Origin of the sequence: Mucilaginibacter sp. UR6-1, assembly GCF_020880975.1 — a bacterium.
Lineage (GTDB): Bacteria > Bacteroidota > Bacteroidia > Sphingobacteriales > Sphingobacteriaceae > Mucilaginibacter.
Window position 1 is genome coordinate 126722 of record NZ_JAJIWP010000004.1, and the last position, 21807, is coordinate 148528.

Here is a 21807-nt window from a genome sequence, read left to right on the forward strand (position 1 = left end):
CAAAGCCCCTTCGCGTAAGCGAAAGGGCTTGTTAAACTAAACCAACTAAAAACTCTGCTCACTCACTTTACTAACTGAGCAGTTATATCTTATTTATTAAGAATATTAAAAACGCTTACGGCGTTCGGTACGGTCTTCACGGCGTTTGCCTGAGAAATCGCGGAAACCACCGCCATTTCTTGAACCGCCACCGCCTTCACGACGCTCGCCACCGCGCTCGCGGAAACCGCCTTCGCGTTTTTTGTAGCCTGAGCCACCGCCGCCACGACGTTCGCCACCGCCATCGCCTGATATCTCGATACGTACCTGACGACCGTTAAAGTCAACGCTTTTAAATCCTTCAAATACTTTATCAACATCGTCATTACTCACTTCAAAAAATGAGTAAACACCTTTAACATCGATCTTACCTACAGTGCGGCCGCTTATTTTGGTGTTGTTACAGATGTAACCTAAAAGGTCGCCACGGTTAAACTCATCTACCGAGCCCAGGTTAATGAACAAACGGGTAAAGTCTGAACGCATACCGGTACGGTTAAAGCGGTCGCCTTGCGCGCCATCTCTTGCCGGCCTGTCTTCAAACGCAGCGTTAAGGTCAGGCGCATTTTTGTAGTAATCCAAAAAGCGGTTAAACTCTAACGAAGCAAAACGTTTGATGATATCTTCTTTGCTCAGATCTTCAAACTCAGCCATAATGCGCGGAATGTACTGCTCAATTTGCTGCTCATTCACTTCAACATTATGTACTTTATGTACCAGGGCAAATAATTGTTTTTCGCAAACATCAAAACCTGTTGGTATTTCAGCTTTAATAAACTTTTTACCAATAACACGTTCAATCTGGCGAATTTTACCAAGTTCTTTACCGTGTATAATAGCGATAGATACACCTGTTTTACCGGCACGTGCTGTACGGCCGCTACGGTGAGTGTAGTTTTCTATTTCATCAGGCAATGAGTAGTTAATAACGTGTGTAACATCATTAACATCAATACCACGCGCGGCAACGTCAGTAGCAATTAATAATTGCAGGCTGCGCTCGCGGTAGCGTTTCATTACCTTATCACGCTGCTGCTGCGAAAGGTCGCCGTGTAAAGAGTCGGCATTGTAACCGTCTTTAATAAGCGCTTCGGCAATTTCCTGTGTTTCAATTTTGGTACGGCAAAATACGATACCGAAAATCTCAGGGTTAAAATCAACAATGCGTTTAAATGCGGCATATTTATCACGTGCACGCACTACATAATACTCATGCTCAATGTTGGCATTACCGGTATTTTTGGTACCCATGGTAAGCTCGAACGGATCGGTCATGTATTTTTTTGCAATCCTTCTAACTTCAGAAGGCATGGTTGCTGAAAACAGCCATGTTTTTTTATCGTCCGGCGTGGTCGATAATATACTGTCAATGTCTTCCTGAAAGCCCATATTGAGCATTTCATCAGCTTCATCCAGCACTACATATTTAACCTGCGAAAAATCAATCGCCTTACGGTTAATAATGTCAAGCATACGGCCAGGCGTGGCAACAACAATCTGCACACCGCGTTTAATCTGACGTAATTGATCAGAAATACTTGCACCGCCATAAACAGCTACCACATTAACGTTTTTAACGTTTTTTGCGTAGTTCTTAATGTCGTTAGTAATTTGTAAACAAAGCTCGCGAGTTGGGCATAAAACAAGCGCTTGCGGATAGTTTTCGTCGAAGTCCAGTAACTCTAATAATGGCAAGCCAAAAGCAGCAGTTTTACCGGTCCCGGTTTGGGCTAATCCGACAAAATCGTTGCTGCCTGTTAACAATACCGGAATTGACTGTTCCTGGATTGGCGTAGGATTTTCAAATCCTAACTCAGTGATGGCATTAACAATATCATGACGGATTCCCAGTTGAATAAATGGGTTCATGAATTTAAATAACGTACTTGGCGACATTGCCAAATCGGGCGCAAAGGTATAAATAAAAATTGTCATTTCAAACCCCTATTTTTAATTGAGTTCGAAATGACAATGTTACAGCTTAAAAAACGCTGCTTTTATTTTATTTTCCTCAAATTCAGCAACATATCTTCAACCATCTTAGGCAGGTCAAATTCAGCTTTCCAGCCCCAGTCTTTTTGAGCCTGGCTATCGTCAATAGATTTTGGCCAGCTATCGGCAATGGCCTGGCGCGGGTCGTTTTCTGAATAGGACAATTTAAAGTCCGGAATATGTTTTTTGATCTCTGTATTCAACTGCTCGGGCGTAAAGCTAATACCGGCCAGGTTGTATGATGACCGGATGGTCAGGTTCTCCGCCGGGGCATCCATTAAACTGATGGTTGCGCGGATGGCATCATCCATGTGCATCATAGGTAATTCGGTACCTGCTGACAGGAAGCTTTGGTACTCACCTTTGGCCAATGCCTCGTGAAAGATATGTACGGCATAATCGGTAGTGCCACCGCCCGGCGCGGCTTTCCAGCCTATTAGCCCAGGGTAACGGATACTGCGCACATCCAATCTGTATTTTTCAAAATAATACTCGCACCAGCGCTCACCGGCCAGCTTGCTAAAGCCGTAAACACTGTTCGGGTCCATTACGCAATATTGCGGTGTATTCTGTTTAGGCGAATGAGGACCGAATACAGCGATGGAGCTTGGCCAAAATACTTTGGCTACCTTGAATTCAACAGCAAGGTCAAGCACATTCAACAAACCGTTCATGTTCAGGTCCCAGGCCAGCTTAGGTTTTTGCTCGCCTATGGCCGAAAGTATAGCGGCTAATAAATAAACCTGGGTTGGTTTATACTTTTCAAATATGGCGCGTACGGCGGCTGCATCTGTAACGCTTGCCTGCTCAAAGGGGCCACTGCTGCCGGCATTCTTTGGCGCGTGAAGGTCAGATGCTACAACCTGGCTATTGCCATGCTTAGCGCGTAAAGCAGTTACCAGTTCGGTGCCAATTTGCCCATTGGCGCCGATAACTAAAATCATTTCGGTCATCAGTTGTTAATATGCCGCAAATGTAAAAAATAGAATTGTGATAACATTGGTAAAACGTATTATCAAATGTTATTATCCAAACAATCAGCATATCTGAGTTTTTTTGCTGATATTTGAATTTGTTAACTGACCCAGTTACATTAATTTATTCAACAAACAGAAGATGTTGTGTTGCATCCATATCATCTTCACAAAAACAATTTTTTAAAAACAATGAAAGTCGCAGTAGTAGGTGCCACAGGCTTGGTAGGCACTAAAATGTTGCAGGTTCTTGATGAACGCAACTTCCCGGTAACAGAATTAATCCCCGTAGCTTCAGAAAAAAGTGTTGGTAAAGAGATCACTTTTAAGGGTAAGCAGTATAAGGTGGTTTCTGTTGAGGATGCGATTAAACAGAAGCCGGATCTTGCTTTATTTTCAGCAGGCGGCAGCACATCACTGGCTCAGGCTCCTTTATTTGCCGAGGCCGGTATTACGGTAGTTGATAATTCATCAGCATGGCGTATGGACCCCACCAAAAAGCTGGTTGTGCCCGAAGTAAACGCCGATACGTTGACCGCTGAGGATAAAATTATAGCCAACCCGAATTGCTCAACCATACAAATGGTGGTGGCCTTAAAACCACTGCACGATAAATATAAAATTAAACGCGTGGTAGTATCAACCTACCAATCGGTAACCGGTACAGGCGTTAAGGCGGTTGACCAGTTATTCAACGAGCGTAATGGCGTTGAAGGCCCGATGGCATACCCGTATACTATCGACCTGAACGTGATCCCGCAGATTGACGTGTTCACCGAGAACGGTTATACCAAAGAGGAAATGAAAATGATCCTCGAAACTAAAAAGATAATGGGCGATGACAGCATTAAGGTAACTGCTACCACGGTGCGCATCCCGGTTATGGGCGGTCACTCGGAATCAGTAAACATTGAGTTTGTGCATGATTTTGACCTGGCCGAAGTACGTGAGCTATTAGCCGCTGCACCCGGTGTGGTTGTGGTTGATGATACCGCAAACCTGAAATACCCGATGCCGCTTGACGCGCACGATAAGGACGAGGTATTTGTAGGCCGCATCCGCCGTGATGAAACGCAGGACAATACACTGAACTGCTGGATAGTGTCAGACAATCTGCGTAAAGGCGCTGCTACCAATGCTGTGCAAATAGCGGAGTATCTGGCTGCTAAGAATTTGATAGGACAGGGTGTAGAGGCGTAAAACCCTCTAAATCTCCCCGAAGGGGAGACTTGAAAATAAATGAAAGGGATAGCCGGTTGGTTATCCCTTTTTTATTACTCACCTGTTTTACGCTTGCCTAACCAGCGTACCAGTAAATGGTACAAACCTACAAACAGTATACCCGCTATTACGCTTTTAATGAAGGCTACCGAGAACTGCTGATTGAATATTACCATATAAACACCTGCCATAATTGCGGTGTAAATAATAAACATGATGATGTATTGCTTCGTCATAAACCAATAGTTTTGGGAGCGGCCAATTTAATAAAGTTTAAAACTATTATCGCCCTTTGCCTGTAATTATTGTAGTTAATTTAGTTTAATAAAAATTAAAAAATACAAACATTATGGCAAAGTTAAGCAATCGTAAGGTGGCTATCCTTACCGAAGAAGGTTTTGAGCAGGTGGAGTTAACCAGCCCTAAAGAAGCATTGGAGGCAGCAGGTGCCACAGTGCATATCATATCGCCAAAAAGCGGCAAAATAAAAGCATGGAACCATACCGACTGGGGTATTGAGGTAGAGGTTGACGTTGAACTGAGCAAGGCCAGTCCGGATGATTATGACGCGCTGGTATTACCCGGCGGCGTATTAAACCCCGACAAACTACGCCTGAACAAAGAGGCTGTGGCCTTTGCTTCGGCGTTTTTGGATGAAGGAAAACCGGTGGCAGCCATTTGCCACGGCCCGCAATTACTGATTGAAACAGGCATGATAAAAGGCCGCACGCTTACCTCATATCCATCATTGGAAACTGATTTAAAGAATGCAGGTGCCGAATGGGTAGACCAGGAAGTAGTTACAGACAAAGGTTTAGTAACCAGCCGCACACCTGACGACCTGGAAGCCTTTAACCGCAAAACCATTGAGGAAATAGCCGAGGGCATACATGAAGATGCTATCCAAAGCTAACAAACATCCGCACGTTAAGTAAACAAAAGGGGCGCAAATTGCGCCCCTTTTGTTTATGCGTTTATCACACCATCATGATTACTATCCTTAGCACTTCGGATATTCCAAATGCGTTCGGCTTTACGGCCGATAAACCAAAACGAAAGAGCCAGGATGGTAAAGAATATGGTATGGTCAATATGATCCCACAAGTACTCAACATATTTGGTATAGATGAATATCAGCAAAAAGGTAATACCAAATTCGCGGGCTATGGCATCCTTTGTTTTAAGGCCCAGCCATAAAAAGCAGCCCGCTACAGCGGCCGATATTATACCCCAGTAATACAAACTGATCTGCTTGATCTGGTACCAGGCATCCACACTGCCGTAATTGCCAAATATGCTTAGCATCCACAAGGATAAAAATAAGTACAGCAGGCCCACTACGTAGGTGAGTTCCCAAAACCGCTCGAACCATTTTTTTGAGCGAAGCAGGTAAACTACGGATACCAGCACTATTCCAAAAACTACAAAGCGCAGCGGGTAGTTCATGCCTAAAAAGTAATTGGCCCACCGGGTTTGGTAGCCTGTTTCGGTACCGAACCAGCTACCCAGCGAGATAAGCGCGAACAACCATATCAGGCTGGAATCCATACGCCAGGCCAAAAAGCCATATACAAATACCGAAAGCAGAAAGAGCAGCGAATAATGCCCCGATCCGTTATCAAAACTTTTGCCCAGGTAGGCTATACAACATGCCGTAAAAAGCACGCCTGTAAATATCAGTGCCTCGTTACTAAAAACCTGTTCGGGAAATAAACGTTCGCGCTTGCGGCCCTGGTAATAAAATATGGCGGCGGCTACACCGGCAATAATGCTGATTACAATATCGGGCGTATAATATAGTTGCTGCAGCCACTCAATAACCGCATCATTTATTATAAGCGACCCAATGGCGATAACACCACAGGCCAACGCTATCCAAAAGGAATATTTGGCAAGGCGCATCCAGTCAAAACCCTTAACCTCGTATGATGAACGGAGCTTTTGGGCGTAGGTATTATCCAGCAGGCCTTCTTTTTCCCAATGAGAGATGGTGCTGTTCAGAAACTCACTTTCCTGTTTATCGAGATTTAACTTGGGCATTGTTTTTTATTTCAACATACCGGCTTTACATTGGCCATCATGTTAAATGTATTATAAAATTAATTAATATGCAACTGCTTCTATTCAAGCAATTTTAACACCGCTTCCTGATCCTTAGCCAACTGGGCGGTAAGCTCATCAAGGGAAGCAAATTTAATATCGCCGCGTACGTAATGATAAAACTCCATGCGCAATTGTTCGCCGTATATTTCGGTATTAAAATTAAATATGTTTACCTCAATATTGCGGGTAATGCCATTGATGGTTGGTCGCTGGCCAATATAGGCCATACCTTTATATTCCTTATCCTTTAGCTTAACCTTCACAGCGAATATACCATCAGCAGGTATCAGCTTATAATGTTCTTCAATCAGGATGTTTGCCGTTGGATAGCCTATAGTACGGCCAATCTGGTCGCCACGCATTACCTTGCCCGTTATAAAAAATTGATAGCCCAAAAATGAATTGGCATGTTCAATATCATTATTAAGCAGCGCTGTGCGTATGCGGGTTGAGCTTACGGCAATATCATCAATATCCTGCTCGGGTATCTCCTCCACATCAAAACCGTAAACCGGCCCCATGCGCAGCAGGTCGGCCAGGCTACCCTGGCGATCCTTACCAAAGCGGTGGTCATAGCCGATCACGATCTTGCGGGTACCTATCTTATTTACCAGTATATCCCGTATGTATTCCTCTGCGGTTTGATTAGAGAAATCGCGGGAGAATGGTGTAATGATCAGGTGGTCGATACCCAACTGCTCCAGCAGTTCAGCCTTTTCATTAATGGTGTTGATGAGCTTTAAACCCTCATCCTCCGGATGCAATATCATCCGCGGATGCGGGAAGAAGGTAAGTATAACCGTTTCGCCGCCCGATGTTGCTGCCAACTCTTTTAAACCTGTAATAATTTTCCGGTGGCCTATATGTACGCCATCAAATGTGCCAATGGTAACCACGGCATTGTTGATAGCGGTAAATTCATCAATATGATGGTAGATTTTCATTGCGCACAAATGTAATTGATAGCCTTACAGGTAGATGCTTTTACAAGTAACATAACTGCAATATTACTTTCAGGCTACGGATTCCTGATTTTTCAAATCCCTGACAATGTTCACCATCTCCATCACCTCGCGGGCATCTTCAATTTTAAAGTTACCGCTGCGGGTACGGCGCAGGCGCGACAGGTAAGCACCATTGCCCAGGGCCGCACCAAAATCATGCACAAGCGAACGGATGTAGGTACCCTTGCTGCATACCACCCTGAAATCAACTTCGGGCAGTTCAATGCGGGTAAGTTCAAACTCGGCTATGGTAACTTCTCGGGCACGGCGCTCCACCTCTTCGCCACGGCGGGCTTTTTCATATAATCGCTCTCCGTCAATTTTAATAGCCGAATGCGCCGGTGGGTATTGCTGTATGGTGCCTGTAAATTGTGTAAGAGCGGCACGCATTCCTTCAACAGATATATTGCTCAGGTCAAAAGTCTGGTCAACCCCGGTTTCCATATCGTACGATGGGGTGGTGGCACCCAACACCATAGTACCGGTATATTCCTTTTCTTCCGCCTGAAAAGTGTCGATCTGCTTGGTCATTTTACCAGTGCAGATGATGAGCAGCCCCGTAGCCAGCGGATCAAGCGTACCGGCATGGCCTACTTTTAATTTTAGGGGCTTAAAGGCGTTGCGCAGTTTGCCCACCACATCAAAGCTCGTCCATTGGTAGGGCTTGTTAATGAGCAGCAGTTGCCCTTCGGCAAATTCCTGTATGTTGGTATAATTATCTTTCACGTAATACTATGTAACAAAAATAGCGATGGACTAAACACCCATCGCTATTAATACAAATATCGTTATTTTATTTTAAATCACTTCCAGGTTGTGGCCGCTCAGATACAGGGCTATAATAATGCCGCCCACAACAATACGGTACCAGCCAAATAACCTGAAGCCTTTGCGCTCCAAAAAACTGATAAAAGTACGTATGGCCAACAGCGCAACTATAAAGGCAACCACGTTACCTACCAGCATAAATTTCATTTCTTCTCCAGTAAAGGTGTGGCCATCCTTGTAGTAGTCGAGCAGTTTTTTACCTGTTGCCGCAAACATGGTAGGCACGGCTAAAAAGAACGAGAACTCGGCCGCGGCGGTACGGCTAAGCTTCTGCGTCATGCCGCCAATAATGGTTGATGCCGAGCGCGACATACCTGGAATCATGGCCAGGCATTGAAAAAAACCGATCTTCAACGCTATCGGGAAGGTGATATCTTCTTCTTTATTAATTAACGGCTTGTTAAACCATTTATCAACAAATAATAAAACAATGCCGCCTAAAAACAGGGTTATACCTACGGTTAACGCGCTTTCAAGCAATTTATCAATGGCATCGCTTAACAAAAAGCCAAACACAGCAGCCGGTATAAAGGCTACAAGCAGCTTAAAATAAAAGCGGGTTGACTGAAAAAAGCGTTTAAAATATAACACCACTACTGACAGGATAGCCCCTAATTGTATAGCGATGGTGAACAGCTTGATAAAAGGATCGGACGCGATGCCCATGGCTGATGAAGCGATGATCATGTGCCCGGTTGATGATACGGGTAAAAACTCTGTCAGCCCCTCAATAATAGCGAGGATTATGACATGCACCATATTGATCATGCCTTAGCCGACGGTTTACGTAATATGGCGTAAAACCCAACTCCAAAACCTGCAAGCACAACTACGGGCGCTATAACAATTTTGGTAGTGCTGTAAATGTCGGTAGTACCGGCCATCAACACAAAGCCTAAAGCCACAATGGCAATAGCGATAATGAATAGCTTATAGTTATCCTTATTGAAAATAAAGTTAACTGGTGTTTCGGGCTGGGCGGTTTTTGCAGCCGTCCTGAAGGTGGTAACCGGTTTTGCTGGTTGTTGTGCCATGCTATATGTAATTATTTTACTGAGTGATAGATTTTTGTTGATTAACGGTATAGCTGATAGATCTTTAAACGTAAAAACCTGTTAACAGCCAGGTAAGTGCTTAACCCCGAAATGAAAACGCCGATGCCTATAACGCCTAAAAATACCAAACCAAATTCGGTATAGTTTTGCAGCACTACCAGGTCAGGTATCTGCATTTGGGCAAAGTAAAGCGTACCCATCAAAATAATAATGGCAATAAGGCCGCCCAGCAAACCATGCCATATGCCATAAGCAATAAAAGGCTTACGGATGAATGATTTTGTAGCCCCTACCAACTGCATTGATTTGATCAGGAACCTTTGCGAGTAGATGGCCAGCCTGATGGTATTATTGATGAGCGCTACCGATACTACGATAAAGATGCCCGCAAAGGCCAGTATCACTAAACTGATAGAAGTGATATTGTTATTCATATCATCAACCAGTGATTGCTGGTATTTTACCTCTTTTACCAAAGGATTTTTAAGCAGTGTGGCCTTAAATTTTTCAATGCTCGCATTGTTGGTATAATCAGCCTTGAGGTACACATCCAGCGATTGCGAAAGCGGGTTATAGCCAAGGAATTTCACAAAATCCTCGCCCAGATCATCTTTAAGGTGCATGGCGGCAAGCTCTTTACTTACGTATTGCGTTTGCTTAACCATTACATTGCTTTCGAGCTGTTTTTGCAGCTCAAGCACATCGGGCTCGTGGGCCGAGTCGTCAACAAATATATTGAGTACAATATTTTCTTTCACATAGCGCGAAAGGTTATTGGCGTGTACCAGTATAAGGCCCAGCAAACCTATCATCAATAATACCATGGCCAAACCAAACACGGTTGATATATATATCGATTTGGTTTTTTGTGCCGATGCGCTTGCTTCAAATTCTTCCATTTATTGCTAACAGATTTTGAGATGTTTTACATAAGGGCTTTAAGTAATTACATAAAGCCGTATTGGCGAAATTAACAAACCCGCTATAAAGGTAAAAGTTTATATGTTATTAAATATCCTTTTAACTGTACAACTGCCTGTGTTTAACAAAAATTAACGCTGGCAATGCCTTTTAATTACCCTTAGCCTTATAAACAATATACTGCAACACCTGTTTATTGTTACATGACAAAGCCAGCTAACGATCATCAAAAACCTTCCCCGTCAGACACGCCTACCGACAGGCCCGCTGATAACGGGCACGAAAGCGTGAAGAAAAAGGAAGATAAAGTTTATAAAGCCAACGAGCCCGAACAGGAAAACATAGCCAAACAGCATGAAAATGAGGAACAGCCTGTTGACCCCATTAAAAACCCGCCTGCCGAAGAGGGTGCAGATAAAGGCCAGGTTCAGCCCGACTAAATAATCCCGTTAGGAAACATCCCGGGTGATGCCTGTTGAGTTGAGCTGCAGATCGTAAAGCTTACGGTAATATCCACCCTCAATGCGCAGCAGTTGCTGGTGGGTACCCATCTCCTTGATCTCTCCATGATCGAGCACGATAATATGATCGGCATTTTGTATGGTTGACAGGCGGTGGGCTATTACAATAGCGGTGCGGCCCTGCATAAGCTTTTGTATAGCGCTTTGTATCAGGTGCTCGGTTTCGGTATCTACAGATGAGGTGGCCTCGTCAAGCACTAATATAGCCGGATCATACACCAAAGCCCGGATAAACGAGATGAGTTGCGCCTGCCCCGCCGAAAGCGTGGCGCCACGCTCCTGTACATTATAATCATACCCACCCGGCAGGCGCTCAATAAATTCATGCGCGCCAACATCCTTAGCCGCGGCTATAACCTGTTCACGTGTAATACCCGGATTGTTTAAGCTGATGTTATTGGCAATGGTATCGCTAAATAAAAACACATCCTGAATTACGGTAGCAATACGCGAACGCAGATAGTTCACTTCGTAATCCTTTAGATCCTGCCCGTCAATAGTTACTTCGCCGTTACCTATCTCATAAAAGCGGTTGAGGATATTTATGGTTGATGATTTACCCGCGCCGGTAGCGCCAACCAGCGCCAGCGTTTCGCCGGGTTTAACATGAAAGCTGATATCCTTGAGTACCCAGTTATCATCATTATAAGCAAACCATACCTTATCAAAACGGATATCTCCTTTTAACACGGCCGGTTTAAGCAAGCCCTTGTTCTCGGCTACTTCGTCAGTATCCAGCACCTTAAAAATACGGTCGGCACCTACCATGCCCATTTGCAGGGTGTTAAATTTATCGGCCAGTTGCCTGATTGGCCTGAATAATAAGTTAAGCAGCGTAATAAAGGCAACAATGGTACCGGTGGTGATACCGTGTTTTGATGCTGATAACGCGTTGATCTGCTCATCTGTTAAAATACGTTTGCAGCCATACCAAACCAGCAGGCCTATACATACAGCAAACAATATCTCAATAACCGGAAAGAATATGGAGTACGACCAGTTGCTGCGGATATGCGCGTCGCGATGTTTTTCGTTCACCTCGTTAAACTTGCGGAATTCCTGGTCTTCGCGGGCAAAATATTGTATCACACTTATGCCTGATATATGCTCCTGCAAAAAGGTATTCAACTGCGCTACCTGCGTACGCACATCCTGAAAGGCTGATTTAATTGCCGCCTGAAAAATTGAGGTAGCTAACATTAATAAAGGCATAGGCAGCAAGGTTATCAATGCCAGTTTCCAGTCCTGCGAGAACATGTAAGCAATAATGGCGATCAGCAACAGCATATCACCCATGATAGAGATCAGCCCCTCGGCAAAAATATCGGCAATAGTTTCCAGGTCAGATACGGTACGGGTAATGAGCATACCGATAGGCGTACGGTCAAAATACTTTAATCGCAGTGTGCTGATATGGTTAAAAACATCAATCCGCAAATCGCGAATTACTGACTGCCCCAACGTGTTGGTTAAATAAGTTTGATAATACTGCGCCACCGTTTGCACCACTAACTGCGCCAGCATAAGCCCAACCATAAATACCAGCCCGTTATAATCGCCGGTAACAATGTTATTATCCAGCGTTTTTTCGATCAGGATAGGCTGTGCCAGCGCTATTACCGCTAAAAAAACAGTGAGCACCACCGATATTACAAACGTAGCACGATAAGGCCGCACATAACCCATCACCCTGCCAAGCAGTTTCCAATCAAGCGCTTTTCCGGTAACGCCCCCCCCGCCCCCTGAAGGGGTGGCCTTTGATGATTTGAAGATCTTAAATAATTTCATATTGTGGTTCAATACATTCCCCTTCAGGGGGTTAGGGGCTCAAAAACGGATACTTTACTTCTGTTAAATATAACCCGCATGCAGGCACGGATGTTCCGGCTTCGCTTCGGTTTTTACTTTCAATAATGGCGCGTACTGCTTCCGGCTGTATCGCCTTACGGCCAACCTGCATCAGCGTACCAACAATAGCACGCACCATGTTACGTAAAAACCTGTCGGCTGATATATGGAATATGAGGCCGCCATCTGTTTCTACCCATTCGGCCCTGCTGATTCTGCAATTATTGGTTTTTACCTGTGTGTTTGATTTACTGAAACAGCTAAAATCAACATACTCCATAATAGTCGCGGCCGCTTCATTCATCAGTTTTACGTCCGGCTTGTCCTTAATCAGCCACGAATAATTATGCCTGAACGGATCTTTATTAAAATGTATGTGATACTCATATGAACGCAGCGTGGCATCAAACCTCGCATGGGCATCAGTATGTACAGATATTATATTCTTTATAGCGATATCACTTGGCAGGATGGCGTTAAGTCGAGCCCCCCAACTCCCTGAAGTGGGTGTATTAACCGCTCTGCCTTCAGGAGACTGGGGTGTAAAATGCGCGAAAAACGCTGTGGCATGCACGCCGGTATCGGTACGGCCGCAGCCGGTGGTTTCAACAGGCTGGCGCAACACGGTACTGAGCGCCTTATTCAAAAGCTCTTGTACGGTTAACGCGTTGGGCTGTATTTGCCAGCCATGATAACGCGTACCATCATAAGCCAGTTCAATAAAGTAACGTTGGGTGGTCACGCAGGCAAAGGTAGCAATTTGTTTATGCGGATATTGACCTGCACGAAGTAAACTCTTGTTTACAAATAAATCTTAACCTATTATTTAAACAATTCTATCTTTGCTGCGTAAGTTAAATTGCACATTCCATTTACATTATGTTACAAAGAATACAAACTGTTTACCTCTTTCTGGCCACACTGATATTGCTGGGCCTGTATGTTTTTCCGCTTATTAATAATGTTAATATTAACGGCACCATATCAAACGTGAATATACAGGGTGTTTATCAGCAATTAACTGATGGCAAAACATACACCATTGTGTTTACCGCCCTTAAAATACTGGCTGTACCTGTAGCTATTTTACCCACGGTAGTGATATTTTTTTACAAGAAGCGCAAGCAGCAAATAGCATTGTGCTATAGCACCATACTGGTTATTATCGGCTTTAGCTTTTGGATGGCACAAACCGTAAAGGGTGTTGTTGAAGGCGGCTTGCAATTAGAATTTGGCAACATGGGCATCGGCATGTTTTTAAGCTCGATAGCTATTATACTGGTTATACTGGCGGCACGTGCCATACAGCGAGATGAAAAGCTGGTACGCTCGGCAGATAGGTTGAGATAAATACTGAAACTCATAAAAACAGAAAAGGCGGGAATAATTCCCGCCTTTTCTGTTTTTAAGCCATCACCTAATATCATCACGAAAAGCACACCCAATAATACCCTACAATCCGGCCTCTTAATTTTCGGGTAGCACTGATGATGCACTACCTTTTATAGAAAATTAAACAGCCGGCGATTTATTCGCTGTTATTTTTTTTAGTTGAGCTCATGAGATCGCTAACGCTAAGTTTTGTTTCTTTTGATCACTCAAAAGAAATTTAGGACAGGATGAAGCGATTTGAGTAAAGTACTGTAGTTGAGATATTATGCTTTAACTATCGTCATTCTGCTCTTGGCCGCAGAGGCCAGTTACTTTACCTTAGATGCAAAGTAACCAAACATCAAGCCGGAAAAAACCTTCCACCCACAGGCCATACTCCCTGGCCCGGTTTTCCGGCAGGCCCGCGCGCTTTTTATTTTGGATTATTATTGAAAAGACGCGTCATTGCGAGGTACGAAGCAATCTCTTTAGGATAATCCTATCGAAATCGCTCGAGGATTGCTTCGTACCTCGCAATGACGCAAATGTATAAGTCCTCCTCCTCGGGAAGATTTATAAGGGGTTACTTTAAAGCTCCCTGTTTTATTTCTTCCACAATTGCCGGGTCAAGCAGCGTTGAGGTATCACCCAGATTGGATGTATCGCCCTCAGCTATTTTGCGCAAAATGCGGCGCATGATCTTACCTGACCTTGTTTTTGGCAATCCGCTCACAAACTGAATTTTATCGGGCTTGGCAATAGGGCCGATAATGCGCGATACAGTCATGATAATATCCTTACGGGTAAGCTCAGGATTTTCGTGCATATCAGGGCTCACCACGTAAGCATAAACACCCTGTCCTTTAATGTCATGCGGATAACCTACAACGGCTGACTCCACCACGCTGCTGTGCATATTGATAGCGTTCTCTACCTCGGCGGTACCTATACGGTGGCCGGATACATTGAGCACATCATCAACCCTGCCGGTAATGCGGTAATAACCATCCTCATCGCGCAGGCAGCCATCGCCGGTAAAGTACAGGTTATCGTATGTAGCAAAATAAGTGGTGCGGCAACGCTCGTGGTCGCCATAGGTGGTACGCAGTATACCCGGCCAAGGGAATTTGATACACAGGTTACCGCTTACACCATTGCCTTCTATCTCCTGCCCGTTCTCGTCAACCAATACCGGCTGTATACCCGGCAGTGGGAGGGTGGCGTAGCCCGGTTTGGTTGGTGTAACACCCGCAATTGGCGTTATCATTATGCCACCTGTTTCTGTTTGCCACCAGGTATCAACTATCGGGCATTTATTGTGGCCTATGTTGTCATCAAGCCAGTGCCAGGCCTCCTCGTTAATAGGCTCACCTACCGAGCCCAGCTTTTTGAGCGTACTCAGATCTTTATCCTTCACAAAATCGAGCCCGAAACTCATCAAAGAGCGGATGGCTGTTGGGGCGGTATATACAATATTGACCTTATGCTTCTCTACAATATCCCAAAGCCTGCCGGCATCAGGGTAGGTTGGCACGCCCTCAAACATCAGCGTAGTAGCGCCTTGCGATAGCGGACCATAAACTATATATGAGTGCCCCGTTATCCAGCCGATATCAGCCGTACAAAAATACACCTCACCGGGGTTGTACTGAAACACGTTGGCAAACGTATAACCCGCGTAAACCATGTAACCACCGCAGGTATGCACCACACCTTTAGGCTTGCCGGTTGAACCTGATGTATACAGGATGAACAGCATATCCTCGGCATCCATTTCTTCGGCCGGGCATTCCGGATTACCTTGTGTTTCCACTTTTTTAATCTCATCTTCCCACCATACGTCACGGCCTTTTATCATAGATACGGCGGTACGGCTGCGGGTAAGTACAATGGTACGCTTAACAGACGGGCACTGCACCAGCGCATCGTCTATCACGTTTTTCATTTGTATATCTTTATTCCCGCGGTAAGCCCCGTCAGATGTGATCACGATGTTACAATCGGCATCCTTTATCCTGTCGGCAATGGATTGGGCTGAAAATCCGCCGAATACTACCGAATGTATACAGCCAATACGGGCACAGGCCAAAACGGCAATGGCCAGTTCAGGCACCATAGGCATATATATGCAAATACGGTCGCCTTTTTTGGCCCCATTATTTTTTAGCACATTGGCAAACTGGCAAACCTTATCGTGCAATTGTTTATAGGTAAGTATCCTGAAATCTTCGCCCGGGTCATTTGGTTCCCAAATAATGGCCGGGGTATCAGCGTTATGCTCCAAATGGCGGTCAAGGCAGTTCTCGGTAATGTTAAGTTTGGCCCCACTAAACCATTTAACATCCGGGTCCTTAAAGTTCCATTCCAGTACTTTATCCCATTTAGCTTTCCAGGTAAAATTCCCGGCAACATCAGCCCAAAATTGTTCAGGTTGTTCAACGCTTTGCTTGTACGCTTGTTCGTATTGCTCAAACGAAGTGATCTTCATTGATTTAAAAAGTTAAAATTGGTTATAAAATATTATCAGCCGTGGGGTTAACTAACTCGCCTAAAATACAGTTTTCAACATGCTTTTGTGTTGATAATAAAGATTTTTAAAAATTTTCCACATCACTATTGTCTGTTAGTCAAAAAATTCTGATATTTGCACTCCTCTTTAAAACAGAGGTTGTAATTAATACGAATTGTCATGTCAAGAATTTGTGATTTAACAGGTAAAGGATATATGAACGGTAATAACGTTTCAAACTCGAACGTTAAAACCAAGCGTAAATTTTATCCTAACTTAAAACTTAAAAAGTTTTACATCCCTGAAGAAGATAAATGGATAACCTTAAAGGTATCTACTTCTGCTGTTAAAACCATCAGCAAAAATGGTATAACCGCTTGTATAAACAAGTTTGTTAAAAAAGGTTACATTTAATAGATTGAACTGGTAAGTAAGCCTGCTGCATGTATTTGCCGCTGCTAAAAACCAAAATATAAAAATACCATGGCTAAAAAAGGCAACAGAGTTCAGGTAATACTGGAGTGCACTGAGCACAAAGAAAGCGGCTTGCCAGGCATGTCTCGCTACATTACCACCAAGAACAAAAAAAATACAACTGAAAGGCTTGAATTAAAAAAATTCAACCCTGTTCTGCGTAAAACAACAGTTCACAAAGAAATTAAGTAATTAGCTTATTGTTTGATAAGGCTTTTTAGGCCACATTCATACATCAGCATAAAAATTTAAAGAGATGGCAAAGAAAGTAGTTGCAACCCTTAAAACAGGTAAAGGCAAAGAATATTCTAAAGTGATCACCGCGGTTAAATCACCAAAAACAGGTGCTTACACTTTTAAAGAACTTATCGTTCATAACGATCACGTTAAGGACGCTATCAGCGAAGCTAAAGCTTAATTAGCTCCTTTCGTTCTGATAAGCTATTAGAAGCCGTCTTGTATATAACGAGAGGGCTTTTTTTGTTGTGCCGGAGGCGGACTTGTAAACCATAGCATCGGTGTCATCCTGAGCTTGTCGAAGGATGTAGTAGGGAATAGTCCGCTAATGCTTGGTCAGACTCAGCATGACATTCAGACAATAAATTAGCAGCAAAGGCAATAGCATCGGTGTCATCCTGAGCTTGTCGAAGGATGTGTGTGATGGGAAAATAGTCTGCTAACGCTTCGACAGGCTCAGCATGACATACTCGAAAGTATATAATATATGGCTGTAATGTAAAGATGTTTGCCGGTTTCGCATTTTTAGCTTTTAATCTGCACATTTACATATCTGCATATTTGCACATAATCAATATCTGCACATAACTATGGGTTTATTTGATTTCTTCAAGAAAAAAGAAAATACCGTACAGGAACAGGAAGCGCTTGACACCGGGCTCGAAAAAACCAAGGACAACTTTTTTTCCAAGATAACCAAGGCCATCGCCGGTAAATCAACCGTTGATGACGATGTACTTGATGACTTGGAAGAAGTGCTCGTTACATCAGACGTAGGTGTTAGTACAACCCTTAAAATTATTGACCGTATACAGGCACGTGTAGCGCGCGATAAATATGTAAGCACTTCTGAACTTAATACCCTGCTGCGCGATGAGATACAACAACTGCTGGCCGAAAACAACAGTAACGATTTTGCCAGCTTTGAATACGGCAGCCATAAGCCTTATGTAATTATGGTGGTTGGCGTTAACGGCGTAGGCAAAACCACCACCATAGGCAAGCTTGCCCATAAGCTTAAACAGGCAGGCAACCAGGTAGTATTAGGCGCTGCGGATACCTTTCGTGCCGCCGCGGTTGACCAAATTAAGCTTTGGGGTGAACGCGTTGGCGTAAAGGTAGTGGCACAGGCCATGGGGTCTGACCCGGCTTCGGTAGCTTATGATACCCTGCGTTCGGCAGTATCAAACGGCGACGATGTGGCTATAATTGATACCGCGGGCCGTTTACACAACAAGGTAGGCCTGATGAACGAGCTTACCAAGATCAAGAACGTGATGCAAAAGGTGGTTCCCGGTGCTCCGCACGAAATATTGCTGGTATTGGATGCCTCAACCGGCCAAAACGCCATTGAACAATGCAAGCAGTTTACCGAGGCTACGGCAGTAAACGCCTTAGCCCTCACCAAGCTCGATGGCACAGCCAAAGGCGGTGTGGTTATCGGTATATCCGACCAGTTCAAGATACCGGTTAAATACATAGGCGTAGGCGAAGGTGTTGACCACTTGCAACTGTTTGATCGTAAATCATTCGTTGACAGCTTATTTAAAAGCTAAATAATAATATAACGTCATTGCGAGGAGGTACGACGAAGCAATCTCAGCCCCGCACTAAATGACAAGTAGTAAAAGAGATTGCTTCGTTCCTCGCAATGACGGGTTGGAAATATGAAGACTAAGGAAATTAACAGATCGATACCATCAATAAGTAAACCCCGTGTAAACGTAGTGACGCTGGGCTGCTCAAAAAACATCTACGATTCGGAGGTGCTAATGGGGCAGCTAAAAGGCAATGCTTTTGATGTGGTGCACGAGGCCGATAAGGTAAGCAGTAATGATATAGTGGTGATTAACACCTGCGGTTTTATTGATAATGCCAAGCAGGAATCAATCGACACGATATTACAATACAGCGAGCTGAAAGAGCAGGGCAAGGTGGGCAAGGTTATCGTTACCGGATGCTTGTCTGAACGTTATAAACCCGAGCTGCAAGCCGAGATACCTAATATTGATGCCTATTTTGGCACCAACGATCTGCAGGATGTATTGAGTACCATAGGGGCTAATTACCGCCATGAGCTGATTGGCGAACGCTTGCTGACTACCCCTTCGCATTTCGCTTACTTTAAAATTGCAGAGGGCTGTAACCGTCCGTGCTCATTTTGCGCCATCCCGCTGATGCGTGGCAAGCACGTAACCAAACCGATGGAGGAGTTGGTTGCCGAAGCCCAAACATTAGTAAGAAATGGCACCAAGGAACTGATCCTGATCGCGCAGGATCTGACCTATTATGGCCTTGACCTTTATGGCAAGCGCAACCTGGATGAATTGATCCGCCGCTTGTCTGACGTGAATGGTGTGGAGTGGATCAGGCTGCAATATGCTTACCCATCAGGCTTCCCGATGGAAGTGCTTGACGTAATGAACGAGCGTGAGAACGTTTGCAAGTACCTTGATATGCCATTGCAGCATATAACGGATAACATGCTAAAATCAATGCGTCGTGGTATTACCAAACAAAAAACCATTGATTTGGTGAACGAGATACGCGACAGAGTGCCGAATATCGCTTTGCGTACCACCTTAATAACCGGCTATCCCGGTGAAACCGTGCAGGACTTTGAAGAAATGGCGCAATGGGTTGAAAATACCCGTTTTGACCGCCTGGGCTGCTTCACCTACTCGCACGAGGAAAAAACCCATGCCCATAGCCTGATCGATGATGTTCCTGATGAAGTAAAGCAGGAGCGCGCCGATGCCATTATGGAAATACAGCAGGGTATCTCGTTTGAGAAGAATCAGGAAAAGATAGGCAATACCTACAAAGTACTTATAGACAAAAAAGATGGCGGCTACTTTGTTGGCCGTACCGAGTTTGATTCGCCCGAGGTAGATAACGAGGTATTGATAGATGCCAACGTTGATTACGCTACCGTAGGCGGCTTTGTTAACGTTAAAATTGACAATGCCGAAGACTTTGACCTTTATGGACAAATTGTAAAATAAATTAAACGTTCGGTTCTTTTAACCTAATCAATTACTTTTGGGCTGATGGATGCAAATTGTATCAGCTATAAGGATACCGGTTTTTTTTCGCAAACGGTTATTGATTACGTGGACGATGCCCCGGCGCTTCGACCGTTTTATGGCTACCGCCCGGATATGGATGGCTTTGCACAATTGCTGGCCGCTAAGAATGTACTTGCCGACAGGCAGGTGCTGGTTGATGTACTTAACCAGCAGTACAATGCCATTACGCATATTGATGGCGAACTGACCAAAGCCCCGCTTGAACGTATAAAGGAACTTTTATCGGCAGATACCTATACCGTTACTACCGGCCATCAGCTTAATATATTTGCCGGCCCGCTTTACTTTATTTATAAGATAGTAACGGCCATTAAGCTCACCCAGCAACTAAAAGCCAAATTTCCGGCTCATAACTTTGTGCCCGTTTACTGGATGGCCAGTGAAGACCATGATTTTGCCGAGATAAACTATACCAACATAGGCGGCAAAAAGGTACACTGGTGGTATGAGGCATCGGGCGCTACCGGGCGTATTAACCCGGACAGTATGCGCCAGGCCCTTAACCAGTATAAAGGTGTACTGGGTTTAGAAAACCATGCCTTGCCCCTGGCACAGATAGTTGAAAAAGCCTACACCGGTTTTGATAAACTGGCCGATGCTACCCGTTACCTGGTGAACGCCTTGTTCGGGCAATATGGCTTAGTGGTTATTGATGCTGATGATATTGCCTTTAAAAAACAATTCGCGCCGATAATTGAGCACGACATCATTGAGCAGAACAGCTTTAATAAGATAAGCGCCACCAACAGCGAGTTACAGAAATTGGGTGTAAGCATACAAGTTAACCCGCGCGAGATCAACTTTTTTTACCTGTTGGATGGCTTGCGCGAACGGATAGTTTTTGAAAATAGCAGTTATCAAATACTTAATACCGAAATACGGTTTACTGAGGACGAACTAAAGGCCGAAATAGCGCTGCATCCTGAACGTTTTAGTCCGAATGTGGTGATGCGCACGCTTTACCAGGAATGCATTTTACCTAACATTGCCTACATTGGCGGTGGTGCCGAAGTGGTTTACTGGCTCGAATTAAAATCAAACTTTGAACATTACGGGGTTGATTTCCCGATACTGATACTGCGTAACTCCGGCCTTGTGATCTCTAAAAAAACATCGGCCAAAATTGAACAGATGGAGCTTTCGCCGGTAGATCTGTTTAAACCTGCCGACCTGATCAAGAACGACTGGGTGAAAAAACACAGCGACCATACCCTCTCCCTTAACGGGGAATGGCAGGAACTACAGGCTGTTTTTGACAAGATCAAACAACGCGCGCAAAAGATTGATCCTACTCTTGCCCCATCAACCGAGGCGGTAAGCTCAAGGCTTAAACACGCTATTGACAACCTGGAGAAAAAGCTGGTAAAAGCCGAAAGATCAAACTACCAAACCCGGCTGGAACAGATAGAGCAGATCAAGGCGGAGCTATTCCCTAAAAACAGCTTACAGGAGCGTGCCGAAAACTTCGGTTTATTCTACGTAAAGTGGGGTCAGCAGTTTATTGATGAGCTCATCAAACACTTTGAACCGCTTGATTTTAAGTTTACCGTGCTTTCCGAATAACTACACCAACATTATTGATGTATATTTATACTAAAATGTTAGATAAGTTTACAAACAA

At 44.3% G+C, this 21807-nt stretch carries 22 protein-coding genes; 10 read left to right on the plus strand and 12 right to left on the minus strand.

Annotated features, from left to right (window positions below; translation table 11 throughout):
* Nucleotides 1-105 precede the first annotated feature (105 nt).
* Both LJ707_RS15905 and LJ707_RS15910 read right to left on the minus strand, forming a co-directional pair.
* Nucleotides 106-1908: a DEAD/DEAH box helicase gene (locus LJ707_RS15905; RefSeq protein WP_228953151.1), complete on the minus strand. Its 1803-nt coding sequence runs from the start codon at nt 1906-1908 to the stop codon at nt 106-108.
* A gap of 128 nt (nt 1909-2036) precedes the next feature.
* Nucleotides 2037-2984, minus strand: coding sequence for an NAD-dependent epimerase/dehydratase family protein (locus LJ707_RS15910; protein ID WP_228952812.1), 948 nt, complete (start codon nt 2982-2984; stop codon nt 2037-2039).
* Between the two features lie 213 nt (nt 2985-3197).
* Here LJ707_RS15910 and LJ707_RS15915 point away from each other — a divergent pair, with 213 nt between their 5' ends.
* Nucleotides 3198-4205, plus strand: coding sequence for an aspartate-semialdehyde dehydrogenase (locus LJ707_RS15915; RefSeq protein WP_228952815.1), 1008 nt, complete (start codon nt 3198-3200; stop codon nt 4203-4205).
* Between the two features lie 74 nt (nt 4206-4279).
* On the opposite strand, the gene LJ707_RS15920 is transcribed toward LJ707_RS15915, so the two are convergent.
* On the minus strand, nt 4280-4462 hold the full coding sequence (locus LJ707_RS15920) for a hypothetical protein (RefSeq protein ID WP_228952817.1): 183 nt from the start codon (nt 4460-4462) through the stop codon (nt 4280-4282).
* Between the two features lie 113 nt (nt 4463-4575).
* Here LJ707_RS15920 and LJ707_RS15925 point away from each other — a divergent pair, with 113 nt between their 5' ends.
* Nucleotides 4576-5139: a type 1 glutamine amidotransferase domain-containing protein gene (locus LJ707_RS15925; RefSeq protein WP_228952823.1), complete on the plus strand. Its 564-nt coding sequence runs from the start codon at nt 4576-4578 to the stop codon at nt 5137-5139.
* Between the two features lie 53 nt (nt 5140-5192).
* Here LJ707_RS15925 and LJ707_RS15930 read toward each other — a convergent pair whose 3' ends face one another.
* From LJ707_RS15930 to LJ707_RS15955, 6 genes are all read right to left on the minus strand, one after another.
* Complete coding sequence (locus LJ707_RS15930; protein WP_228952825.1) at nt 5193-6266, minus strand: DUF2157 domain-containing protein; 1074 nt, start codon at nt 6264-6266, stop codon at nt 5193-5195.
* An 80-nt stretch (nt 6267-6346) separates the two neighbouring features.
* Nucleotides 6347-7273: a bifunctional riboflavin kinase/FAD synthetase gene (locus LJ707_RS15935; protein WP_228952828.1), complete on the minus strand. Its 927-nt coding sequence runs from the start codon at nt 7271-7273 to the stop codon at nt 6347-6349.
* Between the two features lie 69 nt (nt 7274-7342).
* Nucleotides 7343-8059, minus strand: a complete 717-nt coding sequence (truB, locus tag LJ707_RS15940) for a tRNA pseudouridine(55) synthase TruB (protein ID WP_228952830.1) — start codon at nt 8057-8059, stop codon at nt 7343-7345.
* Between the two features lie 72 nt (nt 8060-8131).
* Nucleotides 8132-8926, minus strand: a complete 795-nt coding sequence (locus LJ707_RS15945) for an undecaprenyl-diphosphate phosphatase (protein WP_228953154.1) — start codon at nt 8924-8926, stop codon at nt 8132-8134.
* Nucleotides 8926-9195, minus strand: a complete 270-nt coding sequence (locus LJ707_RS15950; protein WP_228952832.1) for a DUF3098 domain-containing protein — start codon at nt 9193-9195, stop codon at nt 8926-8928. Before LJ707_RS15950 ends, LJ707_RS15945 begins: the two co-directional genes overlap by 1 nt.
* A 41-nt stretch (nt 9196-9236) precedes the next feature.
* Complete coding sequence (locus tag LJ707_RS15955) at nt 9237-10115, minus strand: ABC transporter permease (RefSeq protein WP_228952833.1); 879 nt, start codon at nt 10113-10115, stop codon at nt 9237-9239.
* A 225-nt stretch (nt 10116-10340) separates the two neighbouring features.
* Between LJ707_RS15955 and LJ707_RS15960 the strand changes: the two genes are divergently transcribed.
* Nucleotides 10341-10577, plus strand: a complete 237-nt coding sequence (locus LJ707_RS15960; RefSeq protein WP_228952834.1) for a hypothetical protein — start codon at nt 10341-10343, stop codon at nt 10575-10577.
* Between the two features lie 9 nt (nt 10578-10586).
* On the opposite strand, the gene LJ707_RS15965 is transcribed toward LJ707_RS15960, so the two are convergent.
* Both LJ707_RS15965 and truA read right to left on the minus strand, forming a co-directional pair.
* On the minus strand, nt 10587-12446 hold the full coding sequence (locus LJ707_RS15965; RefSeq protein WP_228952835.1) for an ABC transporter ATP-binding protein: 1860 nt from the start codon (nt 12444-12446) through the stop codon (nt 10587-10589).
* 31 nt (nt 12447-12477) lie between these two features.
* Entirely contained in the window at nt 12478-13248 is a 771-nt protein-coding gene (gene truA / locus LJ707_RS15970) for a tRNA pseudouridine(38-40) synthase TruA (RefSeq protein WP_228952836.1), read from the minus strand.
* 137 nt (nt 13249-13385) lie between these two features.
* Here truA and LJ707_RS15975 point away from each other — a divergent pair, with 137 nt between their 5' ends.
* The gene (locus tag LJ707_RS15975) at nt 13386-13856 is read left to right on the plus strand and encodes a DUF4293 domain-containing protein (protein WP_228952837.1); all 471 of its coding nucleotides are present in this window, start codon (nt 13386-13388) and stop codon (nt 13854-13856) included.
* A 604-nt stretch (nt 13857-14460) separates the two neighbouring features.
* On the opposite strand, the gene acs is transcribed toward LJ707_RS15975, so the two are convergent.
* On the minus strand, nt 14461-16365 hold the full coding sequence (gene acs / locus LJ707_RS15980; RefSeq protein ID WP_228952839.1) for an acetate--CoA ligase: 1905 nt from the start codon (nt 16363-16365) through the stop codon (nt 14461-14463).
* Nucleotides 16366-16566: 201 nt separating this feature from the next.
* On the opposite strand from acs, the gene rpmB reads away from it, so the two are divergent.
* The 6 genes from rpmB (at nt 16567) to bshC (ending at nt 21749) form a co-directional block, all read left to right on the plus strand.
* Nucleotides 16567-16800: a 50S ribosomal protein L28 gene (gene rpmB / locus LJ707_RS15985; protein ID WP_194101732.1), complete on the plus strand. Its 234-nt coding sequence runs from the start codon at nt 16567-16569 to the stop codon at nt 16798-16800.
* A gap of 69 nt (nt 16801-16869) precedes the next feature.
* Nucleotides 16870-17052: a 50S ribosomal protein L33 gene (gene rpmG, locus LJ707_RS15990; RefSeq protein ID WP_228952841.1), complete on the plus strand. Its 183-nt coding sequence runs from the start codon at nt 16870-16872 to the stop codon at nt 17050-17052.
* 64 nt (nt 17053-17116) lie between these two features.
* Nucleotides 17117-17278 carry a DUF4295 domain-containing protein gene (locus LJ707_RS15995; RefSeq protein WP_228952843.1) on the plus strand — a complete coding sequence of 54 codons (162 nt, stop codon included), beginning with the start codon at nt 17117-17119 and terminating at the stop codon, nt 17276-17278.
* Between the two features lie 409 nt (nt 17279-17687).
* Nucleotides 17688-18653 (plus strand): signal recognition particle-docking protein FtsY, encoded by a 966-nt coding sequence (gene ftsY / locus LJ707_RS16000; protein ID WP_228952845.1) that lies wholly within the window; start codon nt 17688-17690, stop codon nt 18651-18653.
* Nucleotides 18654-18764: 111 nt separating this feature from the next.
* Nucleotides 18765-20102 (plus strand): 30S ribosomal protein S12 methylthiotransferase RimO, encoded by a 1338-nt coding sequence (gene rimO, locus LJ707_RS16005; protein ID WP_228952847.1) that lies wholly within the window; start codon nt 18765-18767, stop codon nt 20100-20102.
* Nucleotides 20103-20147: 45 nt separating this feature from the next.
* The gene (bshC, locus tag LJ707_RS16010; RefSeq protein ID WP_228952850.1) at nt 20148-21749 is read left to right on the plus strand and encodes a bacillithiol biosynthesis cysteine-adding enzyme BshC; all 1602 of its coding nucleotides are present in this window, start codon (nt 20148-20150) and stop codon (nt 21747-21749) included.
* Nucleotides 21750-21807 lie beyond the last annotated feature (58 nt).